We start from the raw sequence: 15,773 nt of genomic DNA on the forward strand, positions 1-15,773 counted from the left end.
CCACTAGAATGCGGCGTTGCCCGGCGTCGCCGGGTCCATTTCCTGCCAGCGCGCCACCATGTCCGTTCCCCGTTCCTCCGCCGCCCGTGTCCGGCAGCCCGTGCGCCATGCCCGCGAGCAGCTCGCGGGCGTGTTGCTGATCGCCCTGTCGGCCAGCGCCTTTGGCGCCATGGCAATCTTCGCGCGCTTTGCTTACGACGCGGGTACCGATGTCTACGGCCTGCTGGCGGTGCGTTTCGTGCTGGCCGCGGGCGCGCTGGCGCTGGCGATGCGCCTGCGCGGCGTCAGCCTGCCGGGCTGGCGCAAGGTGCTGGCGCTGGCTGCCATGGGCGGCATCGGCTATGTTGGCCAGTCGTTCTGCTTTTTCACCGCGCTCAATCATGCCCAGGCCAGCCTGGTGGCCTTGCTGCTTTACCTGTATCCGCTCTTTGTCACCATCCTTGCCGCCGTTTTCCTCAAGGAACGGCTCGGCACCGCATCCGTGATCGCGCTCGTGCTGTGCTCGGTGGGGGCGGGGCTGACGGTGGGGGGTGGCCAGGGCTCGGCGCTGGGCATCGGGCTTGGCCTGGCCTCGGCCGCGATCTACTCGGTCTACATCATCGTGGGCGCGCGCGTGACGGCGGGCGTCAATCCGCTGGCCACTACCACCGTGGTGTGCAGTGCGGCCGCGGTGGTCTATATCGTGGCGGGGGTGTTGCGCGCGGGCGCTGGCGTGCCGCCGCAGTTCCCACAGAGTGCCGCAGGCTGGCTGGCGCTGCTGGCGATCGCGCTGCTGTCTACGGTTCTGGCGATCCTGGCCTTTTTTGCCGGCTTGCAACGGCTCGGCGCGGCGCGGGCTTCGATGTTGTCCACCCTCGAGCCGGTGGTGACGGTGGTGTTGGCGGCGCTTTTGCTCGGGGAGCATGTCGGGATGACGCAGGCGCTGGGCGGCGGCTTGATCCTGGCGGGCGTGCTTTGGCTGACCAGCAAGGGTTCCGGCGCGCAGGATGTGCAACAGAATTGAACCCCTTGCTCAAATCGCTTGCGTGGCGAGGCGCGGCGTCTTAGATACAATCCGGTTCTCACTTTCTGTTCAGGAACCGACCGCATGAAACCGATCGATCAGGTTGCAATCGCCCAGCTGTTCACCGAAGCGCGTACGCACAACGTGTGGCAAGACCGTCAAGTGGACGATGCCGTGCTTCACCAGATCTATGACGCGATGAAGTTTGGCCCGACGGCTGCCAACGGTTCGCCGGCCCGCATCGTGTTCGTCAAGAGCGCGGCGGAAAAGGCTCGCCTGGTCGAGTGCGTGTCCGCAGGCAACGTCGAGAAGACCCGCTCGGCACCGGTTACCGCCATCGTCGCATTCGACAACGCCTTCCACGATCAGCTGCCCAAGCTGTTCCCGCACGCCGATGCGCGCTCGTGGTACGCCGGCCAGCCGGAAAAGATCGCCCGCGACGCGCTGATGAACAGCTCGCTGCAAGGTGGCTATTTCATTCTGGCCGCGCGTGCCCTCGGCCTGGATTGCGGCCCGATGGCCGGATTCGATGCTGGCAAGGTGAATGCCGCCTTCTTCGCCGATGGCAAATGGTCGGTCAATTTCCTGGTGAACCTGGGCTATGGCGAGGCCGACAAACTGTTCCCGCGCAGCCCGCGCCTGTCGTTCGACGAAGCCTGCCGCATCGTCTGAGCGCAAGCGCTGCCAGATAGGTAAAGACCCGCCTCGCGCGGGTCTTTTTTTGCCTGTCCGTTGCGCCTGCGCTCAGATGCGTGGCGCCTCGGTCTTCTCGCGGTACTCGCACAGCGGCTCGATCGCGCAGTGCCAGCACTCGGGCTTGCGCGCCTTGCAGACATAGCGCCCATGCAGGATCAGCCAGTGGTGCGCATCGTGCATGAACTCCTGCGGCACGGCCTTGAGCAGCTTCTGCTCCACCACTTGCACGTTCTTGCCGGGCGCCAGGCCGGTGCGGTTGGCTACCCGGAAGATATGCGTGTCGACGGCAATGGTGGCCTCGCCGAACGCGGTATTCAGTACCACGTTGGCCGTCTTGCGGCCCACGCCCGGCAAAGCCTCCAGCGCGGCCCGGTCGCGCGGCACCTGCCCGCCGTGCTGCTCGACCAGGATGCGGCAGGTCGCTATGACATGCTTGGCCTTGGTCTTGTACAGGCCGATGGTCTTGATGTACTCGATCAGCCCGTCCTCGCCCAGCGCCAGCATCTGCTCCGGGCTGTGCGCCACGGGGTAGAGCTTGCGCGTGGCCTTGTTCACGCCCACGTCAGTGGCCTGCGCGGACAGCAGCACGGCAATCAGCAGCTCGAACGGCGAGCTGTATTCCAGCTCGGTGACCGGGGTCGGGTTGACTTCGCGCAGTGTCTCGAACAAGGCGCGGCACTTGGCAGCGTTCATTAGTCCTCGGGGGCTGGGTTGGAGCCGGGCACGGCATCGGGATCGGCCTGGCACGGTGTGACGGTGAGGCCGGCCCTGGCGCGGCGGGCCTCGGCGGCGTCGATCTGTGCCTGCACGGCAGGGGAGACGTTTTCGGTATTGCGCGGCAGCACCGCTTGTTGCTTCAGGCGCGCCCGCTCGATGGCGGCCTGGATGATGGCCTGCTTGCGTGCCCGCGCCGAGCGTTCCTCTTCACTTTGCGGCGCTTCGGCTTGCAGCGCCTGCAGTTTGGCGGCCGCCTTGGCCGCCAAGCGTGCATCGTTCTCCTCGCGCTCGCGCACGAGCCGCGAGCGGCGGGCGAGGTAGCGCGCGTGGGCCTCGTCCGCTTGCACCTGCGACCAGGCTGCCCAGCCGGTGCGCTGCGCGCTGACGGGAACCATGGCAATGCAGTCGACGGGGCAGGGGGCCACGCAGAGGTCGCAACCCGTGCACCAGTCCGCCAGCACGGTATGCATCTGCTTGGGCGCGCCAACGATGGCGTCGACCGGGCAAGCCTGGATGCACAGCGTGCAGCCGATGCATAGCGCTTCGTCAATCACTGCCACCGCGCGGGCCTGCTCCACGCCGCGCTCCGGGTCCAGCGGCTGCGGCGGCGCGCCGAGCAGCGCCGACAGGCGGCGGATGCCCTCTTCCCCGCCCGGCGGGCAGCGATTGCCGGCTGCTTCGCCCGCCGCCATGGCTTCGGCATAGGGACGGCAGCCGTCGAAGCCGCACTTGGTGCATTGGGTCTGCGGCAGCAGGGCTTCGAGGCGATCGGCGAGGGTCTGGGAAATGGCGGTCACGACAGCTTTTGGGGTTTGCGGGTACGGCGCGGATGCCGTTCTCTTTTTTCCTGGCCGGAACGGGCACGCGGCAGGGATTATCCCCGATTTCGCCGCAGTGCAGAAACGCGCGATGATGCGCCCTTTGCCGGGGCCGCTGCGCGCAAGTTGCCCTGTGCCATAATCCGCGCAACGATTCACCAGCCGTCGCATGCGAAACGAAACCAGAACCAAGCGGGACCCCGAGGGAACACGCCGCCGCATCCTTGATGCGGCCACCGAGGAATTTGCCAAGGGCGGCCTGGCAGGGGCGCGTGTCGACCAGATCGCGCGCCGCGCCGAGACCAACGAGCGCATGCTGTATTACTACTATGGCAGCAAGGAGGGTTTGTTCCTGGCCGTCCTTGAAAAACAATATGCGGAGTTTCGCGCCGCCGAGGAGCAGTTGCACATCGTCGAAGAGGATCCCGTTGCGGCGGTCCGCACGCTGGCTCGCTTTGTCTGGGACTGGTACTACCGCAATCCCGAGTTCATCCGGCTGGTCAACAGCGAGAACCTGCACGAGGCGCGCCACCTGAAGAAGTCCACCCAGCTGCACCAGTTGATCAACCCGGTGGTTAACGTGCTCGCGGATATCGTCAAGCGGGGCCAGCGGCAGGGGGTGTTCCGCGACAACGTCGATGTCTCGCAGCTATATCTGACGATCTCCGCGCTTGGCTACTACGTGCTGTCCAATCGTTACACCATCAGCGCGGTGATCGGGCGCGACGTGGCGGCGCAGGATGAGCACGAGCGCTTTGCCGAGTTGCACACCGATATGCTGCTGGCTTACCTGGAGCGCCGCTAAGGCAGCTTGCAGCCCCATAAAAAAACGCCCGCAGCTTGCGGGCGTTTTTTATGGGTGCGGCGTGGCGGCGTGCAGCTTAAGCGCCGTGGCTCAACGATGCTTGAGCACGAAATCGCGCAGCTCCGGGTAAATCTCCTGGCGCCAGCGGCGGCCGGAGAAGATCCCGTAGTGGCCGCACTTGGCTGCCGTGATGTGTTGCTTGCGCGCTTTGGGAATGCCCGCGCAGAGCTCATGCGCGGCGGCGGTCTGGCCGGCGCCCGAGATGTCGTCCAGCTCGCCCTCGATCGTCAGTAGCGCGGTGCCCTTGATGTCCTGCGGGCGCACCGGCTGGCCATCGATCTCCCAGGTGCCGTTGGCAAGCCGGAATTCCTGAAACACTTCGCGGATGGTGTCGAGGTAGTACTCGGCGTCCATGTCGAGCACGGCGTTGTACTCGTCGTAGAAGCGCACGTGGGCTTCCGCGTCGTCGGCATCGCCCTCGACCAGGTTCAGGTAGTAGTCGTAGTGCGAGGACAGGTGGCGGTCGGGATTCATCGCCACGAAGCCGGCGTGCTGCAGGAAGCCCGGATACACCTTGCGGCCATGGCCCGGGTAGTTCGCCGGCACCGTATAGATCACATTGTTCTCGAACCACTCGAACGACTTGTTGGTCGCGAGCGAATTCACGGCCGTCGGGCTGCGCCGTGCGTCGATCGGGCCGCCCATCATGGTCATGGTCTTTGGCGTCTTCTCGCCGGCCGATGCCAGCAGGGAGATGGCCGCGAGCACCGGGACCGTAGGCTGGCACACGGAGATCACGTGCAGGTTCTCAGCGCCGATATGGCGGATGAAGTCCTGGATGTAGTGGATGTAGTCCGCCAGGCGGAAACGGCCGTCCTCGATCGGGACCATGCGGGCATCGATCCAGTCGGTCACATAGACCTTGTGGTCCTGCAGCAAGGTCTTCACGGTATCGCGCAGCAGCGTGGCATGGTGGCCCGACAGGGGGGCGCACACCAGCACCACCGGCTCATCCTTGAGCAGCTTGATGGTCTCCGGATCGTCGGCATAGCGCTTGAAGCGCACCAGCTTGCAGAAGGGCTTTTCGATGATCGTCTGTTCGACGATCGGGATGTCCCGGCCGTTGGAGCGTACCGATTTGATATCGAATTCGGGTTTTTCGTATTCCTTGCCGAGTCGGTACAGCAACTCGTAGCCGGCAGCCAGTCGCGTGGCGCCGGGCACCAGGGACATCGGGCTCAGGGGATTGGTAAAGGTCTTGGCCGTAGCCTGCGCCCATGCGGTAAGCGGGTGCAGCATCGAGCGCTGGAATTCATGCAGCTGGTAAAGCATGACGTGGTCCCTATCAGGCTGGGGGCGAAGCTGGAATTCAACGCCTGGACAATACAAATGCAACAAACACAGTTGCTAATGTGTTACCGATTATGCGCGTAATCGAACGATCGTGCGATGCAGCATATACCCTAAGGTACGCTCGCATCGGAAAAAGACAATAGGACAAACACTGTACTTCTCGATGACAAATGCAAAAGAACGTGAAAAATTGTCACGAGATACGAAAAAGGCGACCGAAGTCGCCTTTTTGTGCACTTTTACGTGTTTTGCGTTACAGCACGGCGGCAATGGCGTTGACCACCGCGTCGATGTTGCGGCTGTTCAGCGCGGCCACGCAGATGCGGCCGGTGCCCACGGCGTAGATGCCGTGCTCGTTGCGCAGCACGTCGACCTGGGCCGAGTTCAGGCCCGAGTACGAGAACATGCCGCGCTGGGACTTGACGAAGGAGAAGTCGCCCGGCACGCCCTTTGCGCCCAGCTTGTCCACCAGTGCATGGCGCATCAGCTTGATGCGGTCGCGCATCTCGCCCAGTTCCTGCTCCCACATGGCGCGCAGCTCCGGGCTGTTCAGCACAGTGGCGACCACGGTGCCGCCGTGGGTCGGCGGGTTGGAGTAGTTGGTGCGGATGACGCGCTTGACCTGAGACATCACGCGCTGGGCTTCTTCCTTGCCCGTGGTGACGATCGACAGCGCGCCCACGCGCTCGCCGTACAGCGAGAAGCTTTTCGAGAACGAGCTCGACACGAAGAACGGCAGGCCGGATTCGGCGAACAGGCGCACGGCGGCGCCGTCCGGCTCGATGCCTTCCGCGAAGCCCTGGTAGGCCATGTCGAGGAACGGGATCAGGTTGCGTTCCTTGATCAGTTCCACGACTTGCTTCCACTGCTCGGCCGACAGGTCAACGCCGGTCGGGTTGTGGCAGCAGGCGTGCAGCACCACGATGGTGTTGGCGGCATACGACTTGAGCGACTCCACCATGCCGGCGAAATTCAGGCCGTGGCTGGCAGCATCGTAGTAGGCGTAGTTGATTACGGGGAAACCGGCCGCCTCGAACAGGGCACGGTGGTTTTCCCAGCTCGGGTCGCTGATGGCGACCTTGGCGTCCGGGTACAGGCGCTTGAGGAAGTCGGCGCCAATCTTCAGCGCGCCGGTGCCGCCGAGTGCCTGGGCGGTCACGACACGGCCTTCGGTGATCAGCGGCGATTCCTTGCCGAACAGCAGGGTCTGCACGGCCTGGTCATAGGCGGCGATGCCTTCGATCGGCAGGTAGCCACGCGGGGTGGCGGTGGTCAGGCGGGCCTTTTCGGCTTCCTGCACGGCGCGCAGCAGAGGGATTTTCCCTTCGTCGGTGAAGTACACGCCAACACCCAGATTGACCTTGGTGGCACGGGTATCGGCATTGAAGGCTTCATTCAGGCCCAGGATCGGGTCGCGCGGGGCCATCTCGACGGCAGAAAACAAACTCATTTGGGATCTCGTGGTCAGCTATGTAACAAAACGGGAAGGCGTAGAATGCTCCGGACTGCGCTCGGGAGTGCGGGCGACCCCCATCTTGATACCGGGCCGCCAACCCCAAGATTCTAGCGTATCTGCCCGTTTTCCTGAGGTTTTCCCCTACCAGCTTATGTCGAATCTCGTTGAAGTCGCGCCCGCGCTGGATGAAGAGAAGTTCGCGACCTTTCCCGGCTCGCCGTTCCAGCTTTACCAGCCCTATCTGCCGGCGGGCGATCAGCCCGAGGCGATCCGCCAGCTGGTCGAGGGTGTGGAGGACGGCCTGTCCTACCAGACCCTGCTGGGGGTGACCGGTTCAGGCAAGACCTTCACCATGGCCAACGTGATTGCCCGCCTGGGCCGTCCGGCCATCGTGTTCGCGCCCAACAAGACGCTGGCCGCGCAGCTGTATTCCGAGTTCCGCGAGTTCTTCCCGCGCAACGCGGTGGAGTATTTCGTCAGCTACTACGACTACTACCAGCCCGAAGCCTACGTGCCGCAGCGCGACCTGTTCATCGAGAAGGATTCCTCGATCAACGAGCATATCGAGCAGATGCGGCTGTCGGCCACCAAGAGCCTGCTGGAGCGGCGCGACACCATCATCGTGGCCAGCGTGTCGGCCATCTACGGTATCGGCAACCCGTCCGAGTATCACAAGATGATCTTGACGCTGCGCACCGGCGACAAGATCAGCCAGCGCGATGTGATCGCGCGCCTGATCGCCATGCAGTACACCCGCAACGAGACCGATTTCCAGCGCGGCACCTTCCGCGTGCGCGGCGATACGCTGGATATCTTCCCGGCCGAGCATGCCGAGCTGGCGGTGCGCGTCGACATGTTCGACGACGAGATCGATTCGCTGCAGTTCTTCGACCCGCTCACCGGGCGGGTGCGGCAGAAGATCCCGCGCTTCACGGTCTATCCGTCGAGCCACTACGTGACCCCGCGCGAGACCGTGCTGCGGGCGATCGAAGACATCAAGGTCGAGCTGCGCGAGCGCCTGGATTTCTTCTATAAGGAGAACAAGCTGGTGGAGGCGCAGCGGCTGGAGCAGCGCTCCCGCTTCGACCTGGAAATGCTCTCCGAGCTCGGGTTCTGCAAGGGCATCGAGAATTACTCGCGCCACCTGTCGGGCGCCAAGCCGGGCGAGCCGCCGCCCACGCTGGTCGACTACCTGCCGCAGGACGCGTTGATGTTCCTGGACGAGTCCCACGTGCTGATGGGTCAGTTCAATGGCATGTACAACGGCGACAAGGCGCGCAAGACGACCTTGGTCGACTATGGCTTCCGGCTGCCGTCCGCTCTGGACAACCGCCCCCTCAAGTTCTCGGAGTTCGAGGGCAAGATGCGGCAGGTGATGTTTGTCTCCGCCACGCCGTCCAATTACGAGAACGAGCATGCGGGCCAGGTGGTGGAGCAGGTGGTGCGGCCCACCGGCCTGGTCGATCCGATCATCCACGTGCGTCCCGCGACCACGCAGGTTGACGACTTGCTGTCAGAGATCCACCAGAAGGTCTCCGTCGGTGAGCGCGTGCTGGTGACCACGCTGACCAAGCGCATGTCCGAGCAGCTCACGGAGTTCCTGACAGAGAACGGCGTCAAGGTGCGTTACCTGCACTCGGACATCGATACGGTGGAGCGCGTGGAGATCATTCGCGACCTCCGCCTGGGTACCTTCGACGTGCTGGTCGGCATCAACCTGCTGCGCGAGGGCCTGGATATTCCGGAAGTCTCGTTGGTGGCGATTCTCGACGCTGACAAGGAAGGTTTCCTGCGCGCCGAGCGTTCGCTGATCCAGACCATCGGCCGCGCGGCCCGTAACGTCAACGGCACCGCCATCCTGTACGCGGACCGGATGACCGATTCGATGAAGCGGGCGATCGGTGAGACGGAGCGCCGCCGCGCCAAGCAGATCGCGTTCAATGAAGCCAATGGCATCGTGCCGCGCGGCGTGGTCAAGCGCATCAAGGACATCATCGACGGGGTCTACGACCCGGGCGAGGTCAAGGCCGAGCTGCTGGCCGCGGAAGAACGCGCCAAGTACGAGGACATGAGCGAGAAGCAGGTTGCGAAGGAGATCAAGCGGCTGGAGAAGCAGATGTTCGAGCACGCCAAGAATCTCGAGTTCGAGAAGGCCGGGCAGGTGCGCGACCAGCTGGCCAAGCTCAAGCGCCAGATCTTTGGCGCCAGCGGCGATGGGGAGCACCTGCCGCCGGCTGCCGCTGCCGCGTCCTGACGGGCTGGCGACCGTCTATAGTTGGAATCCCGGACGGTGGTGAGGAGATGGTCCATGGTCAAGTTCGCTCTGTGGGTTCCGCTGCATGCGAAGCCCGGCAAGGAAAAGGAAGTCGAGGAATTCCTGCTCGCAGGCTTGCCGCTGGTGCAGGCCGAAGCCGGCACCACGGCATGGTTTGCGCTGCGGCTCGGGCCATCCATGTTCGGCATCTTCGATGCGTTTCCCGATGAGGCCGGGCGCAACGCCCATCTCTCGGGCAAGGTGGCCGAGGCCCTGATGGCCAAGGCGCCCGACCTGTTCGCCAAACCGCCTTCTATCGAAAAGCTGGATGTGCTGGCGGCCAAGCTGCCCTGAGCCGATTTGCCTGCTAGTCATATCAGCCCTTCGGGGGCAGCGAGCGCAAACGCTTGTTGACTTCCAGCAGGGTGTCGCACTGGTCGGCGCTGGCGGCCTCGCGCTCGCTGATAAAGTCCACGATGGCGTGCAGCGGTTCGCGTTGCGCGGCGCATGCGGTGGCCGGTGTCGAGGCAGCGGCTGACGCAGAGGCAGCGCAGGCCGCACCGATTTCTTTCTCCAGGCTATGCCGGACCACGGTGAGCAGGCTTTCGCAGCCTGCGCCGGAGGCGGCGTCCGCGGACCGTTCGGCGGCGTCGGCCAGGCTTGCACAAAGCAGAAGGGGCGCCAGGAGGAGTGGGCTGAGGTGGAGGTTCACCGCGCGATTATGCGGTGGGCGCCACCTTTGCGTCAGCTTTTTTGCCAGGCGACTTCGACCGGCGTGCTGGCGCTCCCGTGAGCGCGGCCTTGTGGGCAGGGCTGTAGAATCCGGCTTCGTTGTGGCAGCCGCGCCCGGTGCGCTGGCCGCAAGCCCATCGCGCGTGCCGCGTTTTGTCGTCTAGCTTTCGGCGCTGGATAGCGCCACACCCCTATGAAGAAATACGCCATTTTGATGTGTTGCATGGGAAACATCTGCCGTTCTCCGACCGCGGAGGGCGTGCTGCGCGCCAAGCTGGAGGCGGTCGGCCTGGCCGATCTGGTCGAGCTGGATTCCGCCGGCACGCATGGCTATCACATCGGGCGCGCGCCGGATGCGCGCTCCCAGCGTCATGCGCTGGCCCGTGGCTATGACCTCCGCGCGCAACGCGCGCGCCAGGCTTTGGTGCAGGATTTCGCCCGTTTCGACCTGCTGCTGGCCATGGACCAGGACAACCTGGCCGCGCTGCGCGCCATCTGTCCGCCTGGCAGCCAGGACAAGCTGCGCCTGCTGATGAGTTTCGCCAGCCGGCACGCCGCGGACGAAGTGCCGGACCCCTACTACGGCGAGGGTGATGGCTTCGAGCGCGTGCTCGACTATGTCGAGGACGCCTGCGATGGCGTGATCGCCATGCTGCGTGCCAAGGGGCTTGGCGGCGCCACCTGATCGCGCTCGCCCGCCCTTGCAGCCTTTCCATTACTTTCACGAGGATTCATGTTTCGTTCCCTGTTCCGCAAATGGCGCGAGTCGCGCAATGCCAGCCTGCAACTCGACGCAATCCTGGCGGCAGCGGACCCGGAGGCGCCGCTGGCGGACCGTAACGGCTGGCTGATCGAGCTGGGCTACTGGATCCGGCGCGACGGGCTGCCAGGCGCCGAAGGTGTGGCGGCCGACAAGAGTCGCCGGGAGCACGTGCGGCTGCGCTACCTGCTACAGGTGCTTGGCCGCAATCCGGAAGTGGCGGGGCGCTTTGCCCGCATGGTGCGTTCCATCGTGCGCGATAACGATCCGGTCACTTTGCTGTGCGACACCGGCGTGGCTTCCCACCCGGGCTTCTGGAGCGAGGTGCTGAACCGGCTGCAGGCGCGGTTCCTGCCCCCTCCGCCCAACCGTAGCGATATGGCGGGCCTGTTCGCGCTGCTGTTTATCGATGATAACGATGCCGACTGGGTCGAGGCGCTCGATGGCGACCTGCTCGAGCGGCTGGCTGCCGTGCTGCGCACCGACGACCCGCAAGCGCCAGGCGAAGCTGCAGCGCCGCCCGAATGGGATCGTTTCGACCGCACACTGGCCACCAGCATCCAGGTGCTGGTCAGCCAGGTGCGTGCTACCGGACTGAGCCAGGCGATTCGCTCTCGCCTCAAGGGCAAGGTGCAGGACACGCCGTTTTTCCGGCTGGACAGCGCTGTGCAAGCCTTGTGCGAAGAGGAGGAGGCGGCGCACGGCGGCGAGGCTTTCGCGCACCGGCTCAACTATTTCCGCGCGCTGCTCGATGGCTGCCACCAGGCGGCTCAGCGCGTGTACGACGACTTGGAGGAGAACGGCGTCTCGGTGGAGGTGGTGTTCCAGATCGAGCGCATGAAGGTCCGGCTCGCGCGCATCGAGCTGTTGCTGGCGACCTGGGTTGAGCCGCAGCGGCGCGGCCGGCACGCCCACCTGATCGCGGCGCTGATTCGCTCCACCCAGGCGCGGCGCAGTATCGGGCACCTGGCGGGCACCTCGTTTTCGCAACTGGCGCGCAAGGTGGTTGAGCGCTCGGCCGAGACCGGCGAGCACTACATCACCCGCGATCGCCGCGAGTATCGCGAACTGATGCGGGCCGCTGCCGGTGGCGGCTTGATCACCGTGGGCACGGTCTATCTCAAGTTCCTGATCTATGGGCTGCACCTGGATAAGTTCATCGAGGGCCTGCTGGCCTCGCTCAACTATGCGGGCAGCTTCCTGGTGATCCACTTCGCGCATTTCACGCTGGCGACCAAGCAGCCGGCGATGACCGGCCCAGCGCTGGCGCACCGGCTCGATGCGGTCGGCAGGCCGGAGGGGCGGGAGATCTTCGTTGACGACACCATCGCCATGATCCGCTCAAACGCCGCAGCGATTTTCGGCAACCTGGTGGTGGTGTTCCCGGTGGCGATGGGCATCCAGTGGCTCGCCAACCGCATCCTGGGCGCCAACCTGATCACACCCGCCAAGGCGATCGCCACCATCGAGTCGTTTTCCATTCTTGGCCCCACGCCGATCTACGCGATCTTCACGGGGGTACTCTTGTGGCTGTCCAGCCTCGTGGCGGGCTGGGCCGACAACTGGTTCGCGCTGCACAAGGTGCATGACGTGATGGCGTACAACCGCCGCCTGCGCTATGTGCTGGGTGCGCAGGGAGCCACGCGGATGGCGGACTTCTGGAAGCGCAATATGTCGGGGATCGCTGCCAATGTGTCGCTGGGGCTGCTGCTCGGGCTGGGACCGGAGATCCTCAGCTTCTTCGGTCCCCACATGGAAGTGCGGCACGTCACCTTGTCGACCGGCTCGGTGGGCACCGCGATCGGCGTGCTGGGCTTTGCCGTGCTGAAGATGCCGTCGTTCTGGCTGGCGGTGGCGGGCATTGCGCTGATGGGGCTGCTGAACGTCGCGGTGAGCTTCGCGCTGGCCTTCAATATGGCGTTGCGCTCACGCAGCCTGCGCCGGGTGGATCGCCGGGCGCTGAGTTCGGCTGTGCGGCGGCGCATCCTGAAACACCCCTGGTCGCTGATCGTGCCGCCGCGCGCGCCCGTTGGCGCGGCCTCGGCGGAGCAGGGGCAGGTTTGATGCGATGCGGCAGGGGTACTTGACTGAATTAGTCGACTTCTTTTATACTTGACCAAAATGATCAAGTACTCCCCAGCATCATGAGACTGACGACCAAAGGCCGCTTCGCGGTAACCGCCATGATTGACCTGGCCATGCGCCAGGATCAGGGCCCCGTTACGCTAGCGGGCATCAGCCAGCGCCAGAAAATATCCCTCTCTTACCTCGAGCAGCTGTTCGGTAAGCTGCGCCGCCACGAGATCGTGGAAAGCGTGCGCGGCCCGGGCGGCGGCTACAGTCTTGCCCGCAAGGCGGAAGACGTAACGGTGGCCGACATCATCATCGCGGTCGATGAGCCGCTCGACGCCACGCAATGCGGCGGAAAGGGTAATTGTAACGGAGATGAGGGAACCGGTCGCTGCATGACCCACGAACTGTGGGCCACGCTGAACCAGAAAATGGTCGAGTATCTCGATTCCGTCTCCCTGAAGAACCTGGTCGACCAGCAGCGCGCCAAGTGTCCCGCGGTGTTGCACGACATGCGCGAGGAGTCGGCTGCGCAAACCGTGGCCGCGCCGATCGGCAAGGCGGACAAGCAGGAAAAGCCCGCGCGTGCGCGGGTGGTGAATTCGGTTTTCAGCCTGGCTCAGTCGTAAGACGGGCAGCCGGCAAGAGAACAGAGAGCAACGTCAAGCATAGCGGTCCCTAAAAGGCAGTCATAACGATGAGCACCCCACATTTCCCCATCTACATGGATTACTCAGCCACCACGCCGGTAGACCCGCGCGTGGCGGACAAGATGATTCCGTACTTGCGTGAACAGTTTGGCAATCCGGCTTCGCGCAGCCACGCCTACGGCTGGGATGCCGAGCGCGCGGTGGAAGAAGCGCGTGAGCAGGTGGCGGCACTGGTGGGCGCCGATCCGCGCGAGATTGTGTGGACATCGGGCGCAACCGAGTCCAACAACCTCGCCATCAAGGGCGCGGCCAATTTCTATTCGGGCAAGGGCAAGCACCTGATCACGGTGAAGACCGAGCACAAGGCTGTGCTCGACACCACCCGTGAGCTGGAGCGCCAGGGCTTCGAGGTGACCTACCTCGACGTGCAGGACAATGGCCTGGTCGACATCGAAGTGCTCAAGGCGGCGATCCGCCCTGACACGATCCTGGTGTCGGTGATGCTGGTCAACAACGAGATCGGGGTGATCCAGGACGTGGCGCAGATCGGCGAGATCTGCCGCGCCAAGGGCATCATCTTCCATTGCGACGCCGCCCAGGCCACCGGCAAGGTAGCGATCGACCTGAACACGCTGAAGTGCGACCTGATGTCGTTCTCGGCACACAAGACCTACGGCCCGAAGGGCGTGGGCGCGCTGTACGTACGCCGCAAGCCGCGCGTGCGCCTGGAAGCGCAGATGCACGGCGGCGGTCACGAGCGCGGCATGCGTTCGGGCACGCTGGCCACGCACCAGATCGTGGGCATGGGCGAAGCCTTCCGCATCGCCCGTGAGGAAATGGCTACGGAAAACGAACGTATCCGCATGCTGCGTGATCGCTTGTGGCGTGGCCTGTCGGGCATGGAAGAGGTCTACCTGAACGGCGACCTGGAACAACGCGTGCCGCATAACCTCAATGTCAGCTTCAACTTCGTCGAAGGCGAATCGCTGATCATGGCGATCAAGGACGTGGCGGTGTCGTCGGGCTCGGCTTGCACCTCGGCGTCGCTGGAGCCTTCGTATGTGCTGCGCGCCCTGGGCCGCAACGACGAACTCGCGCACAGTTCGATCCGCTTCACGGTGGGCCGTTTCACCACCGAGGAAGAAGTCGATTACACCGTGGAACTGCTCAAGAGCAAGATCTCCAAGCTGCGCGATTTGTCGCCGCTGTGGGAAATGTTCAAGGACGGTGTGGACCTGAATTCCATCCAGTGGGCCGCGCACTAAGCACCAAGCGCCAAGACCCACGCAAGACCCCATAAATACCGATACGCCAAGAGGTAGCCAAAATGTCATACAGCACCAAGGTTCTCGACCACTATGAAAACCCCCGCAACGTTGGCTCGTTCGACAAGAACGACGACGCGGTGGGCACCGGCATGGTTGGCGCGCCCGCTTGCGGCGACGTCATGAAGCTGCAGATCAAGGTCAATGAAGCTGGCGTGATCGAAGACGCCAAGTTCAAGACCTATGGTTGCGGCTCGGCCATCGCGTCCTCCTCGCTCGTGACCGAATGGGTCAAGGGCAAGACCGTGGATCAGGCACTGGAAATCAAGAACACGCACATCGCCGAAGAACTGGCGTTGCCGCCGGTGAAGATCCACTGCTCCATCCTGGCCGAAGATGCCATCAAGGCAGCGGTCGAGGACTACAAGAAGAAGCACGAAGGCGCCGAGCAGAAGGCCGCCTGAGTTCCGCGTTCAATCAAGGGATGAAGCAGCGATGATCACGCTTACCGAGAAGGCCGCCAAGCATGTGGCGCGCTACCTGGACCGCCGCGGCAAGGGCGTTGGCCTGCGCCTCGGCGTCAAGACCACCGGCTGCTCGGGCCTGGCCTACAAGCTGGAGTACGTCGACGACCTGTTGCCGGAAGACAGCGTGTTCGAGTCGCACGGCATCAAGGTGATCGTCGATCCCAAGAGCTTGCCGTATATCGATGGCACCGAGCTCGATTTCGCGCGTGAAGGCCTGAACGAGGGGTTCCGCTTCAACAACCCCAACGTCAAGGATGAGTGCGGTTGCGGAGAGTCGTTCCGGGTTTGAGCGTGCTGGCATCGGCACGCCGGATACGATGAAACGATGAAACGCAGCATTGTCGGCTTTCACCAGGACGAGGAAAGCCACTGGGTGGCGGAACTCGATTGCGGGCACGGCCAGCATATGCGCCATGACCCGCCCTGGCAGATGCGTCCGTGGACGCTGACGCCGCAGGGGCGTGCGGCCAGGATGGGCGAGCTGGTGAACTGCCTGAAATGCGATCGGGCGGAGCCGCCGGCGGATTGGGCGGGCAGCGGCGCAAAGCGCGCTGCCTGACCGGATCAGCCGCCACATTGCTGCGGCCTGTGCCGCGCGGTCAGCGTGCCGCTTTCACGCTGAAGGAAGTTCAAAGGGGCGGCGCAGCCGCTCCTTTTTGTTGGGGAA

17 protein-coding genes are annotated in these 15,773 nt (G+C 64.2%); 12 read left to right on the forward strand and 5 right to left on the reverse strand.

What is annotated here, in order from left to right:
* Positions 1-58 precede the first annotated feature (58 nt).
* Positions 59-1,003, forward strand: a complete 945-nt coding sequence (locus AC07XB_RS19180; RefSeq protein WP_492387125.1) for a DMT family transporter — start codon at positions 59-61, stop codon at positions 1,001-1,003.
* Positions 1,004-1,087: 84 nt separating this feature from the next.
* Positions 1,088-1,675 (forward strand): malonic semialdehyde reductase, encoded by a 588-nt coding sequence (locus AC07XB_RS19185; protein ID WP_043344864.1) that lies wholly within the window; start codon positions 1,088-1,090, stop codon positions 1,673-1,675.
* A gap of 72 nt (positions 1,676-1,747) precedes the next feature.
* On the opposite strand, the gene nth is transcribed toward AC07XB_RS19185, so the two are convergent.
* Both nth and rsxB read right to left on the reverse strand, forming a co-directional pair.
* Positions 1,748-2,392 carry an endonuclease III gene (gene nth, locus AC07XB_RS19190; RefSeq protein WP_150983827.1) on the reverse strand — a complete coding sequence of 215 codons (645 nt, stop codon included), beginning with the start codon at positions 2,390-2,392 and terminating at the stop codon, positions 1,748-1,750.
* Positions 2,392-3,213 (reverse strand): electron transport complex subunit RsxB, encoded by an 822-nt coding sequence (rsxB, locus tag AC07XB_RS19195; protein ID WP_492829445.1) that lies wholly within the window; start codon positions 3,211-3,213, stop codon positions 2,392-2,394. Before rsxB ends, nth begins: the two co-directional genes overlap by 1 nt.
* A gap of 190 nt (positions 3,214-3,403) precedes the next feature.
* On the opposite strand from rsxB, the gene AC07XB_RS19200 reads away from it, so the two are divergent.
* Positions 3,404-4,039 carry a TetR/AcrR family transcriptional regulator gene (locus tag AC07XB_RS19200; protein ID WP_043344870.1) on the forward strand — a complete coding sequence of 212 codons (636 nt, stop codon included), beginning with the start codon at positions 3,404-3,406 and terminating at the stop codon, positions 4,037-4,039.
* Between the two features lie 90 nt (positions 4,040-4,129).
* Here the strand turns inward: AC07XB_RS19200 and AC07XB_RS19205 are convergent, their stop codons facing one another.
* The gene (locus AC07XB_RS19205) at positions 4,130-5,371 is read right to left on the reverse strand and encodes a polyhydroxyalkanoate depolymerase (RefSeq protein ID WP_492372693.1); all 1,242 of its coding nucleotides are present in this window, start codon (positions 5,369-5,371) and stop codon (positions 4,130-4,132) included.
* A 274-nt stretch (positions 5,372-5,645) separates the two neighbouring features.
* Positions 5,646-6,842 carry an amino acid aminotransferase gene (locus AC07XB_RS19210; RefSeq protein ID WP_492829443.1) on the reverse strand — a complete coding sequence of 399 codons (1,197 nt, stop codon included), beginning with the start codon at positions 6,840-6,842 and terminating at the stop codon, positions 5,646-5,648.
* 157 nt (positions 6,843-6,999) lie between these two features.
* On the opposite strand from AC07XB_RS19210, the gene uvrB reads away from it, so the two are divergent.
* Together uvrB and AC07XB_RS19220 are read left to right on the forward strand one after the other, a co-directional pair.
* Positions 7,000-9,102 carry an excinuclease ABC subunit UvrB gene (uvrB, locus tag AC07XB_RS19215; protein WP_253930880.1) on the forward strand — a complete coding sequence of 701 codons (2,103 nt, stop codon included), beginning with the start codon at positions 7,000-7,002 and terminating at the stop codon, positions 9,100-9,102.
* A 54-nt stretch (positions 9,103-9,156) separates the two neighbouring features.
* Entirely contained in the window at positions 9,157-9,456 is a 300-nt protein-coding gene (locus tag AC07XB_RS19220) for a putative quinol monooxygenase (RefSeq protein ID WP_150983831.1), read from the forward strand.
* 22 nt (positions 9,457-9,478) lie between these two features.
* Here AC07XB_RS19220 and AC07XB_RS19225 read toward each other — a convergent pair whose 3' ends face one another.
* A complete protein-coding gene (locus tag AC07XB_RS19225; RefSeq protein WP_492372692.1) occupies positions 9,479-9,814 on the reverse strand; it encodes a hypothetical protein in 336 nt (111 codons plus the stop codon).
* Positions 9,815-10,027: 213 nt separating this feature from the next.
* On the opposite strand from AC07XB_RS19225, the gene AC07XB_RS19230 reads away from it, so the two are divergent.
* From AC07XB_RS19230 to AC07XB_RS19260, 7 genes are all read left to right on the forward strand, one after another.
* Complete coding sequence (locus AC07XB_RS19230) at positions 10,028-10,519, forward strand: low molecular weight protein-tyrosine-phosphatase (protein WP_492372691.1); 492 nt, start codon at positions 10,028-10,030, stop codon at positions 10,517-10,519.
* 48 nt (positions 10,520-10,567) lie between these two features.
* Entirely contained in the window at positions 10,568-12,658 is a 2,091-nt protein-coding gene (locus AC07XB_RS19235) for a site-specific recombinase (protein ID WP_492372690.1), read from the forward strand.
* 80 nt (positions 12,659-12,738) lie between these two features.
* The gene (iscR, locus tag AC07XB_RS19240) at positions 12,739-13,293 is read left to right on the forward strand and encodes a Fe-S cluster assembly transcriptional regulator IscR (protein WP_183035672.1); all 555 of its coding nucleotides are present in this window, start codon (positions 12,739-12,741) and stop codon (positions 13,291-13,293) included.
* 62 nt (positions 13,294-13,355) lie between these two features.
* The gene (locus AC07XB_RS19245; protein ID WP_492372698.1) at positions 13,356-14,579 is read left to right on the forward strand and encodes an IscS subfamily cysteine desulfurase; all 1,224 of its coding nucleotides are present in this window, start codon (positions 13,356-13,358) and stop codon (positions 14,577-14,579) included.
* 62 nt (positions 14,580-14,641) lie between these two features.
* Entirely contained in the window at positions 14,642-15,043 is a 402-nt protein-coding gene (gene iscU, locus AC07XB_RS19250) for a Fe-S cluster assembly scaffold IscU (RefSeq protein ID WP_006160178.1), read from the forward strand.
* Between the two features lie 31 nt (positions 15,044-15,074).
* The gene (gene iscA, locus AC07XB_RS19255) at positions 15,075-15,395 is read left to right on the forward strand and encodes an iron-sulfur cluster assembly protein IscA (protein ID WP_017229301.1); all 321 of its coding nucleotides are present in this window, start codon (positions 15,075-15,077) and stop codon (positions 15,393-15,395) included.
* A 36-nt stretch (positions 15,396-15,431) separates the two neighbouring features.
* Positions 15,432-15,665 carry a DUF3565 domain-containing protein gene (locus tag AC07XB_RS19260; RefSeq protein ID WP_150983836.1) on the forward strand — a complete coding sequence of 78 codons (234 nt, stop codon included), beginning with the start codon at positions 15,432-15,434 and terminating at the stop codon, positions 15,663-15,665.
* Positions 15,666-15,773: the final 108 nt, after the last annotated feature.

It is taken from the genome of Cupriavidus sp. GW821-FHT02F09 (assembly GCF_059421605.1).

What these genes read in the sequence shown, in the direction of transcription:
- AC07XB_RS19180 (WP_492387125.1), top strand. Translation starts at nt 59, where the DNA reads ATGTCCGTTCCCCGTTCCTCCGCCGCCCGTGTCCGGCAGCCCGTGCGC.
- AC07XB_RS19185 (WP_043344864.1), top strand. Translation starts at nt 1,088, where the DNA reads ATGAAACCGATCGATCAGGTTGCAATCGCCCAGCTGTTCACCGAAGCG.
- nth (WP_150983827.1), bottom strand. Translation starts at nt 2,392, where the DNA reads ATGAACGCTGCCAAGTGCCGCGCCTTGTTCGAGACACTGCGCGAAGTC.
- AC07XB_RS19200 (WP_043344870.1), top strand. Translation starts at nt 3,404, where the DNA reads ATGCGAAACGAAACCAGAACCAAGCGGGACCCCGAGGGAACACGCCGC.
- AC07XB_RS19205 (WP_492372693.1), bottom strand. Translation starts at nt 5,371, where the DNA reads ATGCTTTACCAGCTGCATGAATTCCAGCGCTCGATGCTGCACCCGCTT.
- AC07XB_RS19210 (WP_492829443.1), bottom strand. Translation starts at nt 6,842, where the DNA reads ATGAGTTTGTTTTCTGCCGTCGAGATGGCCCCGCGCGACCCGATCCTG.
- uvrB (WP_253930880.1), top strand. Translation starts at nt 7,000, where the DNA reads ATGTCGAATCTCGTTGAAGTCGCGCCCGCGCTGGATGAAGAGAAGTTC.
- AC07XB_RS19220 (WP_150983831.1), top strand. Translation starts at nt 9,157, where the DNA reads ATGGTCAAGTTCGCTCTGTGGGTTCCGCTGCATGCGAAGCCCGGCAAG.
- AC07XB_RS19230 (WP_492372691.1), top strand. Translation starts at nt 10,028, where the DNA reads ATGAAGAAATACGCCATTTTGATGTGTTGCATGGGAAACATCTGCCGT.
- AC07XB_RS19235 (WP_492372690.1), top strand. Translation starts at nt 10,568, where the DNA reads ATGTTTCGTTCCCTGTTCCGCAAATGGCGCGAGTCGCGCAATGCCAGC.
- iscR (WP_183035672.1), top strand. Translation starts at nt 12,739, where the DNA reads ATGAGACTGACGACCAAAGGCCGCTTCGCGGTAACCGCCATGATTGAC.
- iscU (WP_006160178.1), top strand. Translation starts at nt 14,642, where the DNA reads ATGTCATACAGCACCAAGGTTCTCGACCACTATGAAAACCCCCGCAAC.
- iscA (WP_017229301.1), top strand. Translation starts at nt 15,075, where the DNA reads ATGATCACGCTTACCGAGAAGGCCGCCAAGCATGTGGCGCGCTACCTG.
- AC07XB_RS19260 (WP_150983836.1), top strand. Translation starts at nt 15,432, where the DNA reads ATGAAACGCAGCATTGTCGGCTTTCACCAGGACGAGGAAAGCCACTGG.